This window comes from Flavobacterium ammonificans (genome assembly GCF_020885975.1).
GTDB lineage: Bacteria > Bacteroidota > Bacteroidia > Flavobacteriales > Flavobacteriaceae > Flavobacterium > Flavobacterium ammonificans.
The window spans coordinates 574,173-594,445 of the sequence record NZ_AP025183.1 but is presented as its reverse complement, the minus strand read 5'-3'; the positions used below and the strand labels follow the sequence as shown (position 1 = coordinate 594,445).

The 20,273-nt window shown below is 38.6% G+C and carries 15 protein-coding genes; 13 read left to right on the top strand and 2 right to left on the bottom strand.

Annotation, left to right across the window (positions count from 1 at the left end; translation table 11 throughout):
- The first annotated feature begins 10 nt into the window (after window positions 1-10).
- From LPC23_RS02660 to LPC23_RS02600, 13 genes are all read left to right on the top strand, one after another.
- Complete coding sequence (locus LPC23_RS02660) at window positions 11-1,222, top strand: hypothetical protein (RefSeq protein ID WP_229330902.1); 1,212 nt, start codon at window positions 11-13, stop codon at window positions 1,220-1,222.
- Between the two features lie 10 nt (window positions 1,223-1,232).
- Window positions 1,233-1,874, top strand: coding sequence for a hypothetical protein (locus LPC23_RS02655; RefSeq protein ID WP_229330900.1), 642 nt, complete (start codon window positions 1,233-1,235; stop codon window positions 1,872-1,874).
- A 6-nt stretch (window positions 1,875-1,880) separates the two neighbouring features.
- Complete coding sequence (locus LPC23_RS02650; RefSeq protein ID WP_229330898.1) at window positions 1,881-3,281, top strand: PA14 domain-containing protein; 1,401 nt, start codon at window positions 1,881-1,883, stop codon at window positions 3,279-3,281.
- Between the two features lies 1 nt (window position 3,282).
- The gene (locus LPC23_RS02645; RefSeq protein ID WP_229330895.1) at window positions 3,283-4,647 is read left to right on the top strand and encodes a tail fiber domain-containing protein; all 1,365 of its coding nucleotides are present in this window, start codon (window positions 3,283-3,285) and stop codon (window positions 4,645-4,647) included.
- Window positions 4,644-5,561 (top strand): fibrinogen-like YCDxxxxGGGW domain-containing protein, encoded by a 918-nt coding sequence (locus LPC23_RS02640; RefSeq protein ID WP_229330893.1) that lies wholly within the window; start codon window positions 4,644-4,646, stop codon window positions 5,559-5,561. Before LPC23_RS02645 ends, LPC23_RS02640 begins: the two co-directional genes overlap by 4 nt.
- An 8-nt stretch (window positions 5,562-5,569) precedes the next feature.
- Window positions 5,570-6,223 (top strand): hypothetical protein, encoded by a 654-nt coding sequence (locus LPC23_RS02635; protein WP_229330891.1) that lies wholly within the window; start codon window positions 5,570-5,572, stop codon window positions 6,221-6,223.
- 1 nt (window position 6,224) lies between these two features.
- Window positions 6,225-8,735 (top strand): LamG-like jellyroll fold domain-containing protein, encoded by a 2,511-nt coding sequence (locus LPC23_RS02630; RefSeq protein ID WP_229330889.1) that lies wholly within the window; start codon window positions 6,225-6,227, stop codon window positions 8,733-8,735.
- Window positions 8,736-8,801: 66 nt separating this feature from the next.
- Entirely contained in the window at window positions 8,802-9,392 is a 591-nt protein-coding gene (locus LPC23_RS02625) for a hypothetical protein (protein WP_229330887.1), read from the top strand.
- Between the two features lie 8 nt (window positions 9,393-9,400).
- Entirely contained in the window at window positions 9,401-11,602 is a 2,202-nt protein-coding gene (locus LPC23_RS10280) for a fibrinogen-like YCDxxxxGGGW domain-containing protein (protein ID WP_229330885.1), read from the top strand.
- A gap of 26 nt (window positions 11,603-11,628) precedes the next feature.
- Complete coding sequence (locus LPC23_RS02615) at window positions 11,629-12,528, top strand: hypothetical protein (RefSeq protein ID WP_229330883.1); 900 nt, start codon at window positions 11,629-11,631, stop codon at window positions 12,526-12,528.
- 10 nt (window positions 12,529-12,538) lie between these two features.
- Entirely contained in the window at window positions 12,539-14,179 is a 1,641-nt protein-coding gene (locus LPC23_RS02610; RefSeq protein ID WP_229330881.1) for a tail fiber domain-containing protein, read from the top strand.
- Complete coding sequence (locus LPC23_RS02605; RefSeq protein WP_229330879.1) at window positions 14,176-15,933, top strand: tail fiber domain-containing protein; 1,758 nt, start codon at window positions 14,176-14,178, stop codon at window positions 15,931-15,933. Before LPC23_RS02610 ends, LPC23_RS02605 begins: the two co-directional genes overlap by 4 nt.
- A 1-nt stretch (window position 15,934) precedes the next feature.
- A complete protein-coding gene (locus LPC23_RS02600; protein ID WP_229330877.1) occupies window positions 15,935-17,446 on the top strand; it encodes an emp24/gp25L/p24 family protein in 1,512 nt (503 codons plus the stop codon).
- Between the two features lie 294 nt (window positions 17,447-17,740).
- On the opposite strand, the gene LPC23_RS02595 is transcribed toward LPC23_RS02600, so the two are convergent.
- Together LPC23_RS02595 and LPC23_RS02590 are read right to left on the bottom strand one after the other, a co-directional pair.
- The gene (locus LPC23_RS02595; protein WP_229331570.1) at window positions 17,741-18,718 is read right to left on the bottom strand and encodes an AraC family transcriptional regulator; all 978 of its coding nucleotides are present in this window, start codon (window positions 18,716-18,718) and stop codon (window positions 17,741-17,743) included.
- A gap of 338 nt (window positions 18,719-19,056) precedes the next feature.
- A complete protein-coding gene (locus LPC23_RS02590; RefSeq protein ID WP_229330875.1) occupies window positions 19,057-20,055 on the bottom strand; it encodes a helix-turn-helix domain-containing protein in 999 nt (332 codons plus the stop codon).
- Between the last annotated feature and the right edge of the window lie 218 nt (window positions 20,056-20,273).

The following is a 20,273-nucleotide window of genomic DNA, read 5'->3' as shown; positions in this document are numbered from 1 at the left end:
AAAGAATAACATGAAAAGAGGGATAGTAATAATAGTGTTTAGTTTGGTATTCCTTAGTGGTAAGGCCCAAACAGGTATTGGAACCACTACTCCTGATGCCTCTGCAAAATTAGACGTGAGTGCTACTAATAAAGGTTTTCTGCCTCCGCGTGTAACATTGACAAGTAGTTCAGATGCTACTACCATTCCAACTCCAGCTACAGGGTTGTTAGTATACAATACTGGTTATAATGCAGGACTCGCTGCAGGCTATTATTATTGGAATGGGGCGGTATGGACCACTATTGCTACTGCAGGTGGAAGCGGTAGTGTTGCCGCCGAATTTGGAGCACAATTCCTAACTTCCAATGTGCTTGTAACCTCACCTACTCCAGTTGATTTAATTACTTTTACTTTACCTTCTGCGGGGACTTGGGAGGTCATAAGTTTTATGAGAGCGCAAGGAACCCCTGGATTTGCAGCTGAATTTGCTGTTTTTGACTCCTCAAATGTAGTTGTTCCAAATTCAGAAATTATTTGTGCGTTCGGCGAATCAGCCTCTACAGGTACTGGGGTAATTCGAATCACCACCACTGGAGCAGCGGTATTTAAACTAAAAGGGTTTGCTTCAACACAATCGTTCACCGCTTTTACGGATCATAATGGTAGAACAGGAGTAACTTGGAAAAAACTCAGTGGAAATAGCGCTATGACAGTTATTAATTTTGGCGATATCAAAACCGGAATACAAATTGGGGACCATAATGGCTGGGTGCTATTGAACGGCAGGGCTAAATCTAGTTTATCTATTACACAACGTGCACAAGCCGATTTGTTAGGCATTGGAACTAACCTACCCAATGCAGCCAATGCCTTTTTAGTGCAGAACGGAACCGCTTTAGGATCTGTAACGGGAAGTAATACAAAAACAATAGTACGATCAAATTTACCAGATGTCACTCTTGGAGGGACAACTTCATCTGAAGGCAATCATACCCATACAACAAGGGTAAATTCTCAAGGTACAACTACTGTATCTAGTAACACGGTAAATGCTATGGCTGAAGCACAAAATAATTGGACTGCGGGCGCTGCGGTTAGTAATGCTAATGTTTTAAATGATTCAGGGAATCACTTCCATTTAATTTATACAAACTCAATTAATGGAGGGGTAACCCAAACCGCCCTAGATATTACACCAAGAAGCTTGTCGGTCAATACCTTTATTTATTTAGGCTTTTAATATTTCAATTATGAAAACATACTTACTTCTCATTATTGGATTATATGGTTTTACAGCAAAAGGACAAACAGGTATTGGTACTACTTCACCTAGTCCATCAGCAAAGTTGGAAGTAGCCTCTACCAACCAAGGTTTTTTACCTCCGCGAATCGCTTTAACGGCTACTAATGCCACTAGTCCAGTAACTTCGCCTGCAACGGGGTTGCTTGTTTATAATACAGCTACAACAAACAATGCTTCTAATAATGTAGCTCCAGGCTATTATTTTTGGAATGGTTCGGCATGGGTAGCTATTTTAGGCAACATAACGGCCAGTAGTATTTCGGGTAATGGTACGACCACTACTTTGACCAACTTTGGCGCTGAGGTCAATACCCAATCGGGTACGACATATACCTTAACGGCATTGGATAATGGAAAAATCATCAGTTGTACAAGTAATAGTGCAGTTACAATTACAGTACCAGCATTAAGCGTAGGTTTTAACTGTTTGATCGTGCAACGGGGATCGGGTCAAGTAACCGTATCTGCTTCAGGGTCAACTATAAACAATAGATATAATTTCAACAAAACTGCGGGACAACATGCAATAATGAGTTTGGTAAGCGTGGCGTCAGGACAATTTATTTCATCGGGTGATATGTCAAATTAAGGAGGTATGAAAAAATTAATTGCTCTTATTTTTTGTATAGGATATACGGCAGGTCAAGCGCAACTGATGGCAATTTATCAGCCCGTACACAAGCAACCCAATGTACAATTTGATTATTGGGTGTATAGTACCAACGCTGGAAACGGAAATGCTTCTCAATATCCTATAGTTCCAACCAATTTGACTGAAATGAACGCCATGTTTAATACCTCCAACACCAATAGTACTTTGGTACAAACCGGAACCACCAATTCCGCCAGAATATTGGATTGGACAAGCACATCAGAATTGAGTGCTATCGGTATTAACTTACCCAACGGTGGTACCTATTTTGGTCTCAGAATTCAAGGCACATTTATTCCATTGGAATCTGGGACTTATACTTTTACTATTTCTTCAGACGACGCCAGTGATTTGTTCTTTGACGGAACCTCGGTTATCGCAACCTATTCCGGTCAGGCAGTTCAACCTTTAGGAACGCGAACAGGTTCTATAAATTTAACCGCTGGAAGAGCCTACTCTTTTATTGCTCGTATGCAGCAAGGTGGAGGTGGTTTTGGTTTTCGCATGTATTGGCGATCACCTACACAAAACGCAACTATAGCCTCAGGCTATACAACAAATTGGGCTCAAAACGTTCAGGAAATAATCACTACTCCTTATATGGATGGAAGTTCTGCTGCAAAAGCAGCGCCTAATGCAAAATACATTCAAACGGCTTTTAATAATTTTACCGACGGAACTTATTGGATTAATTTACCATTTGTAGGACCCACACAGGTATTTTGTATTTTAAACTCGGCAGTTGATGGCGGTGGCTGGATGATGGCAATGAAAGCAACTAGAGGAACCACCTTCCAGTATTCAAGTTCCCATTGGACTTCAGTAACCACTTTAAATACTGGCAACACGAATCGAAACGACGGAGATGCCAAATTTCACACCATGAATTATTTTGCCGCGAAGGATATTTTGGCCTTATGGCCTGACATTACAACAGTTGGAGGTAGTTTGTCGTTAAGCGGATACGGATGTTGGTCTTGGTTGCAAAATAATTTTAACAATGGAGTTAGAATCACACCAATCAATTTTTTTAGTTCTGTCAATAATTTATTTCTTGGCGATGCCAATAATTTTGCTGGTAAAGGAAGCGTATTTTCTTCGCAAGTAGATGTGCGATTTTATGGATTTAATTATACTGCAAATAGTACAGGAGCAAACAGATGGGGTTTTGGATGGAATGAAAACGGAGGAGGCTTATACCCCAACGGCAATCAGGCATCAAATGATGTGTATGGCGGAATAGGAATGGTTGCTGGGAGTTATTCTGCAGGAGATTTTGTAGCTTGCTGTGATAACGTTAGAGGAATAAATCGTTCAGCACGAGTAGAAATTTATATTCGATAAGATGAAAAAGAGATATTTAATACTATTTTTTTTAAGCACTTTGGTTTTTGCCCAAACGGGTATTGGTACTACTTCACCTAGTCCATCAGCAAAGTTAGAAGTAGCTTCTACTAATCAAGGTTTTTTGCCTCCGCGAATTGCCCTAACCGCTACTAATGCAGCAAGTCCAGTGACTTCACCTGCAACTGGTTTGCTTGTTTTCAATACTGAAACAGCAGGAATAGCGCCTAACAATGTGACTCCAGGTTATTATTACTGGAATGGAAGTTTGTGGGTGCGTTTAAATGGCCCATCTGATACTGCTGCCAATGTAACAGGAATTGTCCCTGTTGTTAATGGTGGTACTGGGACTACAACTTCAACTGGGAGTGGAAGTGTTGTCCTTTCTACATCACCATCAATTTCTCTTCCAACATTTACTAGTGGTAGTTTACAATTTCCCCAATCGCTACTTATCTCTCCTACTTCTCATGTAACAAGCAAAAGGGCTGCTATTTGGCTCGATGGATGGTCTATTTTACAAGACGTTGAAGGAAACGGAACAAAGAATTTTTCAATTGGCGAGACGGTTGTTGGTACACCAACACAATATCCACCTAGGCTAGTGATAGCTCAAGGTAATGGCAATATAGGTCTTGGAACAAGTAGTCCAACAGCACGACTCAATCTTGTAGGTGGAGGGATAAAAATTCATAATGGGTTTTCTCGATCTACTGCTAGACCATCGCTCACTACATTATCAATTGGCAATTATGAGATAAGAGGCGTTGGTTCTATAGGAGGGAATACACAAATTGACGGAGCAGATGATGGCTTTTTACGGTTATCAGCTGGAGGAGGCAGTAGTGTATCAGCACAATCATCTATAGACATTTCAGGAGGATCTGATAATCCAGACATGAATAATTCACTTGTTTTCCGAACTTCTGGCACAGAACGCTTTAGAGTAAATTCTTCAGGAAACATAGGTATTGGAACAACCACCCCATCGGTTAGTTTGCAAGTAGCGGGCGATATTATTGCCAATTCTATTGCGGGTTCTTCTGATGCGCGTTTCAAATCCAATATTTTACCTATTGAAAATTCTTTACAAAAAGTACAACAATTACGTGGCGTTACATTTGATTGGAAAACCAAAGAATTTCAAGAACGAGCTTTTAGCGACAATCGCGCATTGGGTTTCATTGCACAAGAAGTAGAAAAAGTACTTCCTGAAGTAGTGCAAACTGAAAAAACAGCCGAAGGCTATAAATCAGTACAATACGATAAAGTAGTGGCACTACTTGTTGAGGCGATTAAAGAACAGCAAAAACAAATACAGGTATTGCAAAAGGAAATAAAAAAAATAAAAAAGCGTAAGAAATGAAACAAATAGTCCAGTACTTAGTAGCGGTCTTTTTGATTCTTAATCCTTTTTTGCAAGCCAACTCTCAAACCACCACCGCTACTTCAGGAAATTTTAATCTAGGATCTACATGGTCTTCCCCTAACCAATTGGCTAATGGAATTACTATACAACCGGGTCATACCATTACAGTTCCAACTGGGAGTGTTTTTTATAGCGGCAAGATCAATTTTTCAGGAACAGGAAGGTTACAACTAGTCGGGACAGGGAAATGGATGCCAGGACCCGCTATAGCAAGTTTAAAAAGCTGCAAAGAGATTCTGAATTTTTATCCAATGTCTCCTTCTGGACAATATACAATTGACCCTGATGGAACAGGGACATTACCCAGTACAAATTGTTATTGCGATATGACCACTGATGGAGGAGGGTGGACATTAGTCTTGAATTATTTACATAGAGGAGGAACCGACCCGGCTTTAAAAACATTTACAACCTCATTGCCGGTTTTAGGATCTACATCATTAGGAGTAGATGAATCAGCTTCAACGACTAGCTGGGGACATACAGCGCCAAGCTATTTAAATGCCTTCATATTTTCAGAATTGCGATTTTATGGAGCGACCAATGCACATACGCGAGTGATTCATTTTAAAACTACTCATGCAAATACCATTAATTATTTCAGAACTGGATCAGGCAGTATGACAAATATCAATACTAGTTTTGCAACTTTACCATCTCATTCAGCTTTTTTGCCGAATAGTGCCGCCAATTTTTTTAGTAATGAAGGTAATTTGGCCATGACTAATTTTCCTTTTTGGCTATCGGGGACATACCATTGGGGTATTAAGGGACATAATTACCGATGGGAAGTAGATGATTTTAACAATAGTGCTTCTTGGAATACACATCATCAAATATGGATTAGATAAACACAAATATGAAAAAAATTATTGTTTTCTTACTCTTTACTCAGGCGCTGCTTGCCCAAACAGGTATTGGTACCACTTCGCCTAATGCGTCAGCACGATTAGAAGTAGCATCAACAGATAAAGGCTTTTTGTTACCTCGAATGACAGCTGCACAACGTGGATTGATTCCTTCACCGGCTAACGGTTTGATGGTGTATCAAACTGATGGTGTAGTTGGTTTCTATGTCAATACTGGAACATCTGTAACACCAGTTTGGAGCCGAGTGAATATGGATTGGACTAGAACGGGCAATGATATTAGTTATACTATAGGCAATGTTTCGACTACAGGAAATCTAATTGGGGGTAATGTCAGTACGTCTACCATATCAGGATTCGCTGCTAATGTAGCTACAATCACAGCAAATTATTCCATTACTGCAGCCGATAACGGAAAGATAATTCAGTCTACTAGTGCTACAGCAATAACAGTGACAATTCCAACTGGGTTGCCTATAGGGTTCAATTGTACTATTGTGCAAATGGGTTCGGGTCAAATCACATTTTCGGGGACATATTTGAATAGAGCCGGATTTACAAAAACAGCCAGTCAATATTCGGTGGCAAGTATAGTTCATTTGGGAAGTAATTCAATTTTAGTTTCGGGAGAAATGAGTAATTAATATGAAAAAACTGATTTATCTTATTTTATTGGTACAATTTGTAACCGTTAGTGCTCAAATAGGACTTCCGGTGCAAAATTCGCTATTACCAAAAAATAGCTTGGTAGTCGATTATGATTTTTCAAAACCTATAAGTTACACCCGAGGAAGTACATCGGTAAATAATATGATAGGAAATGGCTCAGGCGCAGCAACATTAGTTCAGAGTCCCAATTTCATGAATTCGTTGGGTTTTCTTTCATTTAATGGGACCAATCAATACCTAGTTAGCCCTAATTTTAGATCGTACTTTAAATCCCTAAATTCTTCAATTCAAAAAAGTTTTACCATGAGTTTATGGGTATACCCTACTAAATCAAATGGTATAATTGTTAGCGAATTAGATTCTCAGACACCAAGTGGGGGTTGGCATGCATCGAATATAGAAATTGTAAACAATACGATTTATTACAGGATTTGGAACGGAACCGCTATTACTTCTCTAAGCTCAGTTTCACTCAATCAATGGTATCATCTTGCTATGGTCTATGATGGTGTAAGATTGAAAGCCTATTTAAATGGGGTATTGCAAGGAACACAAACTAATGATAGAGAAATTCCTACATCCGGTCAATACTATACTTTAGCCGCTTCAGAGACTACACATATGGGATCAGGTGGAGTGAACGGAGGGTTTAACTGTGCTCAATTTAAGTTGTTTCAATTGCCATTAACAGATAGTGATATTTTACAAGAATATAATTTTAGAAAGGATGAATTCAATTATACGCTTCACAGCCCATCAACAAACACCAATCCAACTTATTGGAGTGTATCGAGCGCTTGGAATTCATCAACAGGTTCCACGGGTGCATCAGATGCATTTTCAGCAGGGCATTACACCCCATGGTTGAATTCGAGTTTAGGATGGGCAGCACAGCAAAATAACACCAGCCAATTTATTATATTAAATTATGACGAACCAGTAACAATGAATGGCATTGTAACTCAAGGGCGAGCCAGCAATGGAGGACAATGGGTAAGCTCTGCTCATATTGATGTGAGTTTGAATGGCTCCAGCTGGACAAGGGTAATGTCTAATGCAACTTTAAATACTAATTCGGTTGATGATGTGCGAGTACTTTTTCCATCTCCCGTCTTTGCTAAATACATAAGGGTAAGTCCATTGACTTGGATCAATCATATAACCATGCGTCTGGGCGTAATTGTTGAGCCTCAGCAATTGGTTACTGATGGTTTAGTAGTCCGATTGGATGCTGCGAACTCAAAATCCTATCCAGGAACAGGAACTGCCTGGAATGATGTTAATAGCAATTCTTTTCCATTTACGTTAACTAATGGACCTGTATATGATACCAATGGTTTTTTTGATTTTGATGGCGCTAATGACTATGCTGTCAGAGCACATTCGACCGCATTAAAACCCACCACCGCCATTACATTAGAACAATGGTTGAGCGCAGATGATTGGAATGCAGGAACTTCTTCCTCCAATTATAAATGTTCCCTTTCGTGTACTTCGGGAGGAGGCTATTCACATAATATTTGGTCAGGAATTTTTACCAGTTATATTTACGCTGGAGGCGGCTACCGAACTCCAACAGCCAATGTGAGTTCCTTAGTAGGCTGGCATCATTTTGTTACTACTTTTGATGGCCGCTATACGCGTTTGTATGTGGATGGTGAATTGAAAAGCACAGTAGACATAGGTACTTCAGGAAACCTAATTTCCTATGTTGCCAATTCAATTTTTGTGGGAGCAGAGGCTTCTGGGGGTACTGCACCAGAAGGATTTTATTGGGATGGAAAAATAGGGACCACCGCCATTTACAATCGGGCGCTATCAGCAACAGAGGTAACACAAAATTATACAGTTTCTAAACCTAGATATGATTTTGATCTTGTAATGGATTTAGCTATTGCCCCTAGTTCTGGCTCTACTTGGGTCGATCAGAGTGGGAATGGAAATAATGGAACTTTGGTAGGTTCACCTACCTATGTGTCTAATAATGGCGGTGGTTACAGAACTACTACAGGTCAATATATTGCCACTAATTACAATTTGCCTTCTTCGTTTACAATCTCTATAGTAGCGAGTTTGAATCCCACTAGTTTTTGGGCTACATTTTGGGGCAACGAAGTTTGGAGTTCAAATAGAGGATATTTATCCTATTTCAATTCTACAACAGGTTTGGAAGTGGGTAGTCCGCCATCACTTGCTTCTTTTGCAGTTTCAGGAATTAATACGATACATATTTGGGATTTTGTAGTTAGTGGGAATTCAGTTACTTTGTATAGGGATGGAGTTAGTTTGGGGACAAAAACATTTTCTACACCAACAGGTTTGGCTACTAATGGCTTGTATTTTGGGGCAAGACATTCCAATGCCGGGACTGGATTCACAGACATATGTCCAGGAACTTATTATAATATGAAAGTGTACAAAAAGGCATTAATTCCAGACGAAATTACCAATAAATTCAATCAAATGAGATCACTTTATGGATTATAATAGTTGATTTCAATAAATAAATTAAACACGAGTACTATGCCAAAGTGTGCACAAAATATCAAATGTATGAAATATATTTTCGCAAAATTTTTCTTACTTATTAGCCTAGGCATTACCGCCCAAACCGGTATTGGCACCACTACGCCTAATGCGTCAGCGCGTTTAGAAGTAGCTGCCAGCGATAGAGGCTTTTTGCCTCCTAGAGTAGCTTTAACCGCTACCAATGCCTTTTCGCCTATTGTTGGAACGGCTGCCAACGCAACAGGACTTTTGGTTTACAATACTGCTACAACTACTAATGCACCTAATAATGTAGCGCCAGGGTATTATTATTGGAATGGCACCGCTTGGATTCAAATTTCAGGAGGACTAGTTATCGAATCGAGATCGGCTAGTTTTAGTTTATCGGCAGCCGATAACAATAAACTGTTTTTCATCAATTCAGCATCAACAGTAACCGTAACGGTTCCTTCTTTACCCATTGGATTTAGTTGCCAATTGATACAAGTAGGTGCAGGAACTATAAGGTTTGCTCCTGAATCGGGAACTACGTTAAATTCTGCTAGTGGATTAAGTACACGCACCACTAACAGTGTAATTGGTTTGGTTATGAATAGTGCAACGGTAGGTTATGTTTTTGGAGATACTATTTTCTAATGAGAAGAATGTATTACATATTGCTACTTTTTTTGGGTGTAATGGGATTGAATGCCCAATCGGCTTTTCATAATTTGGCCGTAAAAAAACCCCAATTACCTACGACTTATTCGTTTCAATATACTGGAGCGATACAACAATTCATTGTGCCCAATCGAGTGACTTCTATTCAGGTGAACGCTATTGGAGCCAAAGGAGGAACCGGTGCCAGAGGACAAGCTGGAGGAGCTGGTGCTAATATCACCACCACATTGAATGTAACCCCTGGACAGGTTTTATATATTGTTGTAGGAGGTTTTCCAGGACAATCCACCACTTCAAAATACGGCTTTGGGGGGAATGGTGGAAGTGGTGGTAATTATGGCGGAGCTGGTGGAGGCTTATCTGGTATATTCACTTCCCCAAGCCCGGCGAACGCCAATGCATTAGTTATTGCAGGTGGCGGTGGCGGTGGCGCAGGAATTAGTACTGGAAGTGATTACACGGGCGGAAATGCGGGGAATACGATTGTAGGAACCTCAAGTAATGGAAACCAACCACCCAATCCAGCATTTATTAGAAACGGAAGATATCAACACGGTTATGCAGCCACTACTTCGGCAGAAGGTATAGCTGGAGAACCTTTTGATTCAGGCATTGGAATTCGTGGTACAAACGGGAATGATATATCCGGAGGTAATGGAGGATCTGATACTGGACTTTCAGGATGGAATGGTGCTGGTGGTGGTGGTGGTGGTTGGTTTGGCGGCGGCGGTGGCGCAGGTGGTGGCTCTGCAACAGGTGGCGGCGCAGGTGGCTCAACAAAAACAAGCTCTGGGCATCACTCTTTTGGCACTCCAAATACAACAGGAGACGGTAGTGTTATGATAACTTGTTTGTCTAATTCAGGTTTAGTCTTGCATTTGGATGCAGGCAATCCATTAAGTTATAGCGGATCTGGAACCACTTGGAATGATTTGTCTGGTAATGGATCCCATGTGACTTTGACTTCTACTAGTTTTAATTCCGCTAACGGAGGGTCGATTGTATTTAACGGCACCTCAAGTTTTGCCAATTTTAATGCGAATATTGGCAGTACTAATGCCGTGACTGTAGACATGTGGGTGAGGACAAATTCTCTTGCCAATGGGATGTATTTTGGTTTTAACTTGTATGATGCTTGGGTCTATGATGGAGCAATAGGTTACAATACATCGGCAGGAGATTTATTTGGGATAACAAGGAACAGAGTAATTGAATTAGGTGTCGAAGGAGCTTGGAAACATCTGGTTTTTGTCATGTATGCGGGTTCAAAAACCAATAATAAAATCTATGTGAATGGAATAAATGAAACTTTATCTCAAATACAAGGTACATTTAATGCTACTAATTCCAACTTTAATTCAGGTGCTGGGAGAATATCAAGTTGGCGCTTCGATTTGAATTGGTTGATGAATCTAAATGTAGCTAGTTTTAAGATTTATAATAGAGAATTATCCCAGCAAGAAATTACCAATAACTTCAATGCTTCAAGACAGCGGTTTTATCCTGAAAATTCTGGTCTAAGTCCAGAAACTGCCTCGACTAGTGCCTTTCAAATTAAACAAGATTATCCTAATTCAACTGACGGATTTTATTGGATTAAAAACCCCAATATTAATGGAGGAGTTCCCATTAAAATATATGCTGATATGACTACTGATGGTGGCGGTTGGACCTTGATTTTGAAAAATTCATCCTATGTTGGTTGGACTTATGCCAATACTATAGCCAGAAACACCACTATCCCCTTTAGTACTAATGCGGAAATAATTAGTACCTCAAGTGCAAATTATTCGATCATCGGTTGGGCCGATCACATTAAACGCAGCGCTTCAGGATTTCAATACATGATTGATGCGAATACAAGAAGCAATTTTGGAGGAATTTGGACCGCCAATGCCGCTTATAGTTTTGTAAGTAACAGTAGTTCGAATACCAATGTAACTGAGAATGTAAAGTTTGGTAATTGGACTTATGTTGGGAATAATGATGGTATGTCATTGCGAATGCCTTGGTACGGTTATGTTGGCAGTAATACAGGATTTTATACCCTTTCAAGCGGATCAGGAAATTGGTGGGGTACCTTAATTTCAAATAATGTTAATTATTCGCCAGCTCCTTGGATAGGTTCAGCTGGGGGAGGTACAGCAAGTCCTAATCCTGGCATTATCTGGTATTGGGTTCGATAAACAATAGAATTATAATAGAAAAGGATATGAAAAAGCAATTAGTATTTTTATTAGTTTGGATTGCATTGCCCATGGTGGCGCAAACCGGTATAGGTACGACTACACCACATGCCTCTGCAAAGTTAGAAGTTGCCTCTTCTACTCAAGGATTTTTACCGCCGCGTGTAGCATTGACTGCCGCTAATCAAGCTAGTCCAGTCACTTCACCAGCAATAGGCTTGCTTGTATTTAATACCCAGACAGCAGGAACAGCTCCCAACAATGTAACTCCTGGGTATTATTATTGGAATGGATCAAGTTGGTCTGCTATGCCGTCAAGTCAAACTAGTATTGGAGATGTCAAAACAGGAATGCAAGTAAATGACCACAACGGTTGGGTACGATTAGACGGCAGACTAAAATCATCATTAACCGCATCACAACAACTACAAGCCAATGTACTGGGTATTGGAGATAATCTTCCTAATGCGACTAACGCTGTTTTAATGCAATCTAGCGGTACATTAGGATCTGTAACTGGAAGTATGAGTAGGACATTAGTTCAAAATCAGTTACCAAATATCTCTCCAAATATTACAATTAATGGTACAATAGCTACTATGCAAGACGCTGGAAGCCATGAACATTCGATTCGAGTGGTTCCAAATGCTACAGGAGGTTATGCATCGTTTGGTGCTGGACCTTTTGCTTTTAAATCTGGAATGGCACCCACGACGGAGGCAGATGCAGATACTACAGATAGAACAGCAAATTCATCCTATGTTACCACTGGAATTATTGGCTCGGCTGGAACTCACAGCCATAGTATCAATACTCATACCCATACCGCTACATCATCTAGTATAAACGGAGACGTGACACAACAATCTATTGATATTACTCCAAGAAGCTTATCGGTCAATACGTTTATTTATTTAGGTTTTTAATAAAGTGATTATGAGAAAAATAGTTCTTTTTATAGTTTTCGGATTTGAGTTAGTATCTGCACAAACAGGTATTGGCACCACTATACCGGTCAATAAATTTCAGGTAGAAACTACTTTGGCAGATCCTGCCACTTCAGGGGCAACAGCCAATGGTAATTTCCGTTTGAGCGGTACTACAGGGAGTCATGTATTGGATTTTGGATTGAGTAGTGCCGCCACCTATTCTTGGCTGCAATCGCGTTCCCGTTCCAATTATGGAACAAATTTTAATTTGGTACTGAATCCCAATGGCGGACAAGTAGGAATAGGAACCTTAGCGCCATCCACTACTTTAACTGTTGGAAACCCTACTGGAACAATCCCTGGAGAGATTATGCTCAACCCAACAGCAACCACAAATGAAGGAGGCCAAATAACCTTTAAGCGCTCATTATCAGGAGGAACAGTTGACTGGACTTTAGATCATTTTGGAACTTCCAATGCCGAGGCTAGGTTTCGAATTTTTGGAGGAGGCTCAGAAACGAACGGATTAATCATAAGAGAAAATGGAAATATAGGTATAGGAACAGCTAGTCCAGTAGATCGATTGGATGTTCGTAGTGCAATAAGTGTCAATGAAATTAAATTTAGAGGGACAGACGGGGGTGATGACACTGATCCCTACCGTTTGCGAAAATTTAAAATTGGCAACTTAAATGAGTTACAACTGCATTTGAATGATGATCCCAACGAACAATTTACTATTTATGGAAACTCTTGTGCTTCACCTGCAGGTTGTGTTGAATACAGTTCGCTTATGTACCACTATTTCCGTTCTGATGGTGACGCCTATCATGCAGGAAGAGTAGGCATTGGAACCACTTCGCCCCAAGTTCCCTTACATGTGGCTACATCAGCGTTGCAATACGTTAATGTCTATGGCTATTTAAATCAAAACCAAGCCCAAGGCGCTTACACGGCAAATATGAATGTTTCTTATTCTATTCAGGCCGATCAAAGAATACGTGCACCAGAATTTAATGCAATTTCAGACACTAGAATTAAAAAAGACATTTTACCTCTTAACACCACAAAGCAATTATTAGACTTAAATAAGCTTAAGGTGGTTAATTATTCCTACATTGATCAAGTAGTGAATGGAAATAAACAGAAAACAGGTTTCATAGCTCAAGAGGTGGAGTCTGTAAATCCCCAATTTGTGAATCAAACTGCAGATTTTATCCCGTCTGTTTTTGCTTTGGTACAATCGGCTAATATAGAAAATGAAATACTAAACATTACTACTGAACAGCCTCATGGTTTTCAAAAAGGAGATGAGGTAAAGTTCTATGCCGAAGGTAAAAAAGAAATCATCAAGACAATTGAGGAGGTAAAAAGTCCAAACGAGTTTACTATTAAAGGTTGGGATGTGCCAACAGACAATTTGTTTGTTTACGGAAAAAAAGTAACTGATTTTAGAGCGATTGATTTTGATCAGATAACTGCTTTAAGTGTTGGAGCCATTCAAGAATTAAGCAAGCAAGTTGAAAAATTAACCCGTGAAAACGAGTCTTTACAGCATCGCGTCAGCAATGAAGTTCAAAAGAAACAATTGGAACTTGAACAACGGGTATTACAATTAGAAACGAAGTTTAAAAAGAAGAAAAGATGAAAAAACAGTTCGTTATTTGTATTGCCTTCATAGCATTTAGCATTAATTTGAATGCGCAAACGGGAATAGGTACAACAACACCTCATGCCTCTGCAAAGTTAGAAGTTGCATCCACTACCCAAGGATTTTTACCGCCTCGTGTGGCATTGACTGCAACTAATTCAGCAAGCCCTATTAGTAATCCAGCGAATGGATTGATGGTATTTAATACTGCATCAGCAGGAGCCAGTCCATTTAATGTAGTGCCAGGCTACTATTATTGGGATGGAACAGGACTGCAATGGGTAAGTTTGTCTACAACGGTGGGTAATGTGCAAAATCAAGCCCTATTTAGATCTTCAAGTAACACCTCAGCTGGTCAAGCAATAACTACTTGGAATTCCAGATTTAATAATATTGCCTCAGGAGATTTAACGGTAAACTCATCTACTACATTTACACTTTCTAATGGATTATATAAAATAGAATGGGCACTGCCATTCCAGTCTACAAACACTTATAATTCCATGCAATTACAAGAACTATCTTCTGGAAATTGGGGGCCGTTTAGGGGAGACAGTGGGTATGCTACTTTATCAAATGGAGGAAATACCGATTGGGGAGGAGGTACATTTGCTGCAGATATTTTGGATTGTTCTTCAGGATCCAAAACGATACGAATTATTAATAATGATGGCGCCTCAAGAACCCTTTTTTATGGTGTTAATTTAATCATCACTAAACTTAATCCTTCAATAACTACTTCAACCACTGCCGATAATTTAGGAAATCATACGGCAACGCGAAACATTTTGCTCAACGGCAATTATCTTTCCAACGATGGCGGTAATGAAGGAATACGAATTGATAATTCAGGGAATGTAGGAATTGGGACAACAACACCAACCAATTCTATACATGTTGAAAACGGGAATGTTTTTGGTCCAGATCCTGGCAATACAACAAGCCCCAGTGTGTACATTTTTAATAATAACAATACCTCTTCAACAGCACATTCATCATTAGCTATACGGACAAATGGTAACGGAGGAGGGAACCCTTATTTGTCTTTTGATATTGGAGGAGTAAGGGGTTGCTCTATGGGTATTGATAATGCAGACGGAGATAAATTTAAATTCCATACTAATTGGAATCTAAATAATTCAGCAGCTCCTGCTTTTACTGTCACAACTGACAATAGAGTAGGAATAGGTACGACTTCGCCAGCCTCAAGATTACATATTAATTCTTCTGATCCAACTACTTTGTATATTGAAAGCACTACTTCTGATAACAATGGGTTGGTTATTTTAAATGCTAATACGCCTTCAAATTGGAATGTAAACCATCATGAATTTATGATGTTTCAGAAACAAGGATCTTCAATTGGCTTCATCGGCGCAGTAGCTAATAGTAACAGTATTAATTATAGTACAACTTCTGATTACCGATTAAAAACGGATCTACATGATTATAGCGGATTAAATTTAGTGAATAAAATTAAGACCTATGATTATGCTTGGAAGTCAAATAATTATAGAATGCATGGAGTGATGGCACATGAGCTTCAAGAAGTAGTTCCTTATGCTGTTTCTGGAGAAAAAGATGCGATAGACAAAGCAGGTAAAATACTTCCACAAGCAGTTGATTATAGCAAATTAACCCCCATTTTAGTAAAAGCAATTCAAGAGCAAGACCAAAAATTAAAAGAGCAACAACTACAAATTGAGGTCTTGATGAAACGTTTAGAACAAATAGAATCTAAAATAAAATAGTATGAAAAAAATAGTTCTTTTTATAATTTTTGGATTTGAGTTAATTTACGCGCAAACAGGCATTGGCACCACTACGCCTCACGCATCAGCCAAGCTTCATGTAAGTGCTACAGACAAAGGATTTTTACCGCCACGAGTTACATTAACAAGTGTAACGGATGCTACTACCATTCCTAATCCTGCAGAAGGACTATTGGTCTACAACTTAGGTTCAATGGGACTACAAGCTGGTTATTATTATTGGAATGGAGCTAATTGGGCTACAATAGCCACAGGAACCACTGCTGGTAATGCTGTTGTTACTCGTGATTTGGTAAAATTATATCATGAAGCTTATTCAACTTCAGCTGGTAAAGCCTCAAGTACAGATGGTTTTAGCTTTACTGTTCCTGTCTCTGGAAGATATGAGTTTAATTTTAATAGTACTGCATGGAATTCAAATGGATCAAAGGTTAAATTAACATTCAATATTAGACAGGGAACTACTAATATTTTAGCATCTGATTACCATGAATCTACTAGTAGTAATGTTTGGGCAGAATATGAAGGTAGGGTTGAAGTTAACTTAAATAGTGGGATAACCTATAATGTCCAAATAGTCACAACTACAGGTCAAAGGGACAATAGAGACTTCGATAAAATATTTTACAAAATGGTAGCAGGAAACCTTCCTGTAAATCAGCATATGGCTGAACGAAATATTCAATTAAACAATAACTTTTTGTCAAACGATGGTGATAATGAAGGAATACGTATTGATAATTCAGGAAATGTTGGAATTGGTACCGCCACTCCAACTTCAAGATTAAATATTGCGGGCGGTGGGGTGAAATTAGCCACTGGTTTTGGTAATTCAACCAATAGGCCTTCTTTAAATACCAGTTCGATCGGAAATTATGAAATAAGAGGTGTAGGGTCAATTACCGGTACTGCTCAAAATGATTCAGCAGATGACGGTTTCTTAAGATTATCTGCTGGTGGAGGAACAGGTGTAAGTTCTCAATCATCAATAGATATTTCTGGATTTTCTACTGTTCCAGATATGAGTAATAACATTGTGATGCGAACGGGTGGTACTGAGCGATTAAGAATTGATCCAAGTGGTAACGTAAATATTACTGGGAGATTAAATATTGGTGATCCCACAGGGAATGTGTCCACCAAGCTAGTGGGACGCGTTACAGCAGGAACTTTTTTAACCTTCGAGAATTTGCGATTTTCTGTAACCACAACTGGACAAAGAGGCCTTTCTATAGCTACTGTATCGGGAGCCGTAAATCTTTATGTAGAAGGAAAATACAATAATGGGGCATCTTACGGAACAAGAACAGATTCCCCAATAACTTATACAACTACTCCAAGCGCTTCGCCTTTTGGTTGGGGGTTTCTTACTGCAGGAGATACAATTGTATATCACTTAACCGATGCAGACAATAGTAGAATGTACCGAGTTACTTTGATTATCATGCCCTCATACATTAATAATTTTATTGCTATTGAACGACTACTTTAAATTGATTGCAGACTTTAGAATGTTGATTAACGATTTTTGATATAGCAACGCAGATTTAAGAAATTAGAGAAATTTGGAAAATCTTTTGAACCTTAAAACCTTAAACTTTGAACAAGGAACATCGAATTTTGAACAAGGAACAAGGAATGTTGAACAAGGAACCTTAAACTTTAAACTTTGAACAAGGAACAAAGAATGATGAACAAGGAACAAGGAACAAGGAATGTTGAACAACGAACCTTAAACCTTAAACTTTGAACAAGGAACAGACAACCGATAACAGACATCCGTGAATTACTTATTTTGGATGAATTCGGTAGGAGTTAGTCCGGTGACTTCTTTAAAAGCAGCATAAAAATTAGACCGTGTTTTAAATCCCGACTGCTCTCCAATAGCTTCAATAGTGATCTTATCATTCGATTTGTTCTCCAAAAGAGATAATGCATACTTCACTCGTAATTGGGTGCGTAACTTGACGAATGAGGTTTTCATTTCATTTTTAATACAGTTGTTAATCTGGGTCTCGGCCAATCCGATGGCTACCGCTATACTAAAAACAGAAAAATCCCGACTTAAATACGGTTTTTCCACTTCTAAATACTGGTTAATGCGTTCTAGCGGTGTCCCAATGTATTTTACCTTCTTTTTGTAGGTTTTGGCAGGTTTTGTTTCAACTTCAGGGGCTGCTTCTTGATGGTCTTCTTTTACTTTTTTCGGCGACAAGCCATACAACACATTTGGGAATTGCAACAACGACAGGGTTAAAATCAGGTAAATAATTCCTGATAGCACATAAATCTCCGTTTGATTTTTAATGATGTCTTTAATTTCATAATGCGCTACTTGAAAAGCCAATGAAATGAAAATCAAGCTTATACCAAAAACACAGGAAAGCAAAACAGTTAACCAGCGAATTACTTGCAGTTCTTGTCTATTCATTTTTGGCTCCCTCTTGGAAAGCGAACGGTATTTTCGAATGACTAAAATTCCAGCACCCAAGCTATAGAACAAGCAAAGCATTGTGCGCAACATAAAACTCTCTCCCGCATCATAAAACAGATTCACATCAATAAGCCGAATATCATTTATGGATTCAATGAGCTGCTTTGCAATGGCTTCTTTCTCAGAAAAAGGCTTGACGTAATAGGGAATCGTCCCAATTAAACTCCAAATAGGAAGAATTAAATGGTGTATATGCCAAATGGTATAAGGTTGGGTAGGTTCTAAAGCGCCCCGTACATAAAAATACAATAAGGGACCGATCAAGAACATCAAGGGCACAAAATGATTAAATAGTATCGCTATCCAAAAGACATCATGGCTGTGAAATACAAAATGATGCGCTACACCAAAACATGAGGTGATGATAAAAAATCCCGACAGGAAAAGTTGGTTCGGATTTTTTTTACGATTAAAAAAAACCAACACAAAAGAAAAAAGGAGCGTAAGTATCGACAGATATAAAAGCACGGTATTCGATTAAGTTAGAAGTTGTATTTTGCAAAAATAACAATTGTATCTAACTATAACCAACACAAAAGAAAGGAAATGTGTCCTAAAAATTAAAAATAAGGACAAGTTTGTTGATTTAACAAAAGAGGGCGCTAATGTTAAATGAGCTTGTTGTTCAATGAATTAGATGTTTGGTACTCGGTAGGAGTCATTCCTATTTTTGCCTTAAAGGCATTATAAAAATTAGCGCGCGTTTTAAATCCCGAATGATGTGCAATTCCTTCAATCGTATAAGAATGTTTAATTTTACCTGACAAAAGCTCCAACGAATAAGTAACACGTAAATCCGATTTTAAGTCTGAAAATTTTATTTTCATTACGGTATTGATACAATAAGACACATGGTTTAAAGGAACCTGCATTGCACTAGCAATATCACTAATGGAAAAATCGGGGTTTAAAAACGGTTTTTCGGAGGCTAAGTACTCTTGGATGGCTAGTGTTAAATCATTAAATGGATCCTCGTTTTCACTATTTTCAGACTCACTAGCATCCGTTTTATTCTGGGTTTCTGTATTTGTTCTTTCTGAAGTTTTACGTTTGGGAAAACCATACAAAATATTTGGAAAAAGCAACAGAGAGAATGACATGACACAATAGGCCGCCCCTGATAGAATATATAATGGATAGGAGTTTACTAAACCAATGCTTGGCTTAGTATGAATGGAGTTTACAGTTAAAATTAAAAATTCAATTACAATAAAAAACAAACTACTAATTAAAATAATCAACCAGCGCAAACTAATTAAGAGTTGTTTTTTGGGAATATTACTGTCGTAATTTGGAATAGCAAACCGTTTCCAAATTAAATACATACAATAAATGATATAGGTTAAAAAGAGTATCGGTCTAATTAAAAAATTGAATGGTACACTGTAAAAATAATTACTATTAATTGTTAGAATCTGATCCACATTCTCTAGTAATGCATTGGCGATGTTTAATTTTTCAGAAAACGGCTGTAAGCTGTAAGGAATAATCCCCATTAGATGAATTAGGGCAAGAATAAAATGTATCCAATCCTTTTTGGTTAAACCATCATTATCCTCCAAGGTGCCACGAATATAAAACAGTAAAAAAGGACCAAGTAACAGCATTAATGGTGTAAAATGGTTGTAAAATACAGCTAACCAAAACGCCGATTTCCCATAAACCACAAAATAGTGTGTTATCCCATAGATGGAAGAACAGATTAATAAAAGGGCTAAAAAAACAGCATTTTTATTAATCCTCCAATTATTTAGTAGTAAAAGAAGGGATAATAGAATTGTAAATAGTGAAATGTATAGCAGCATTAATGGTGGGTCTTTTTTGC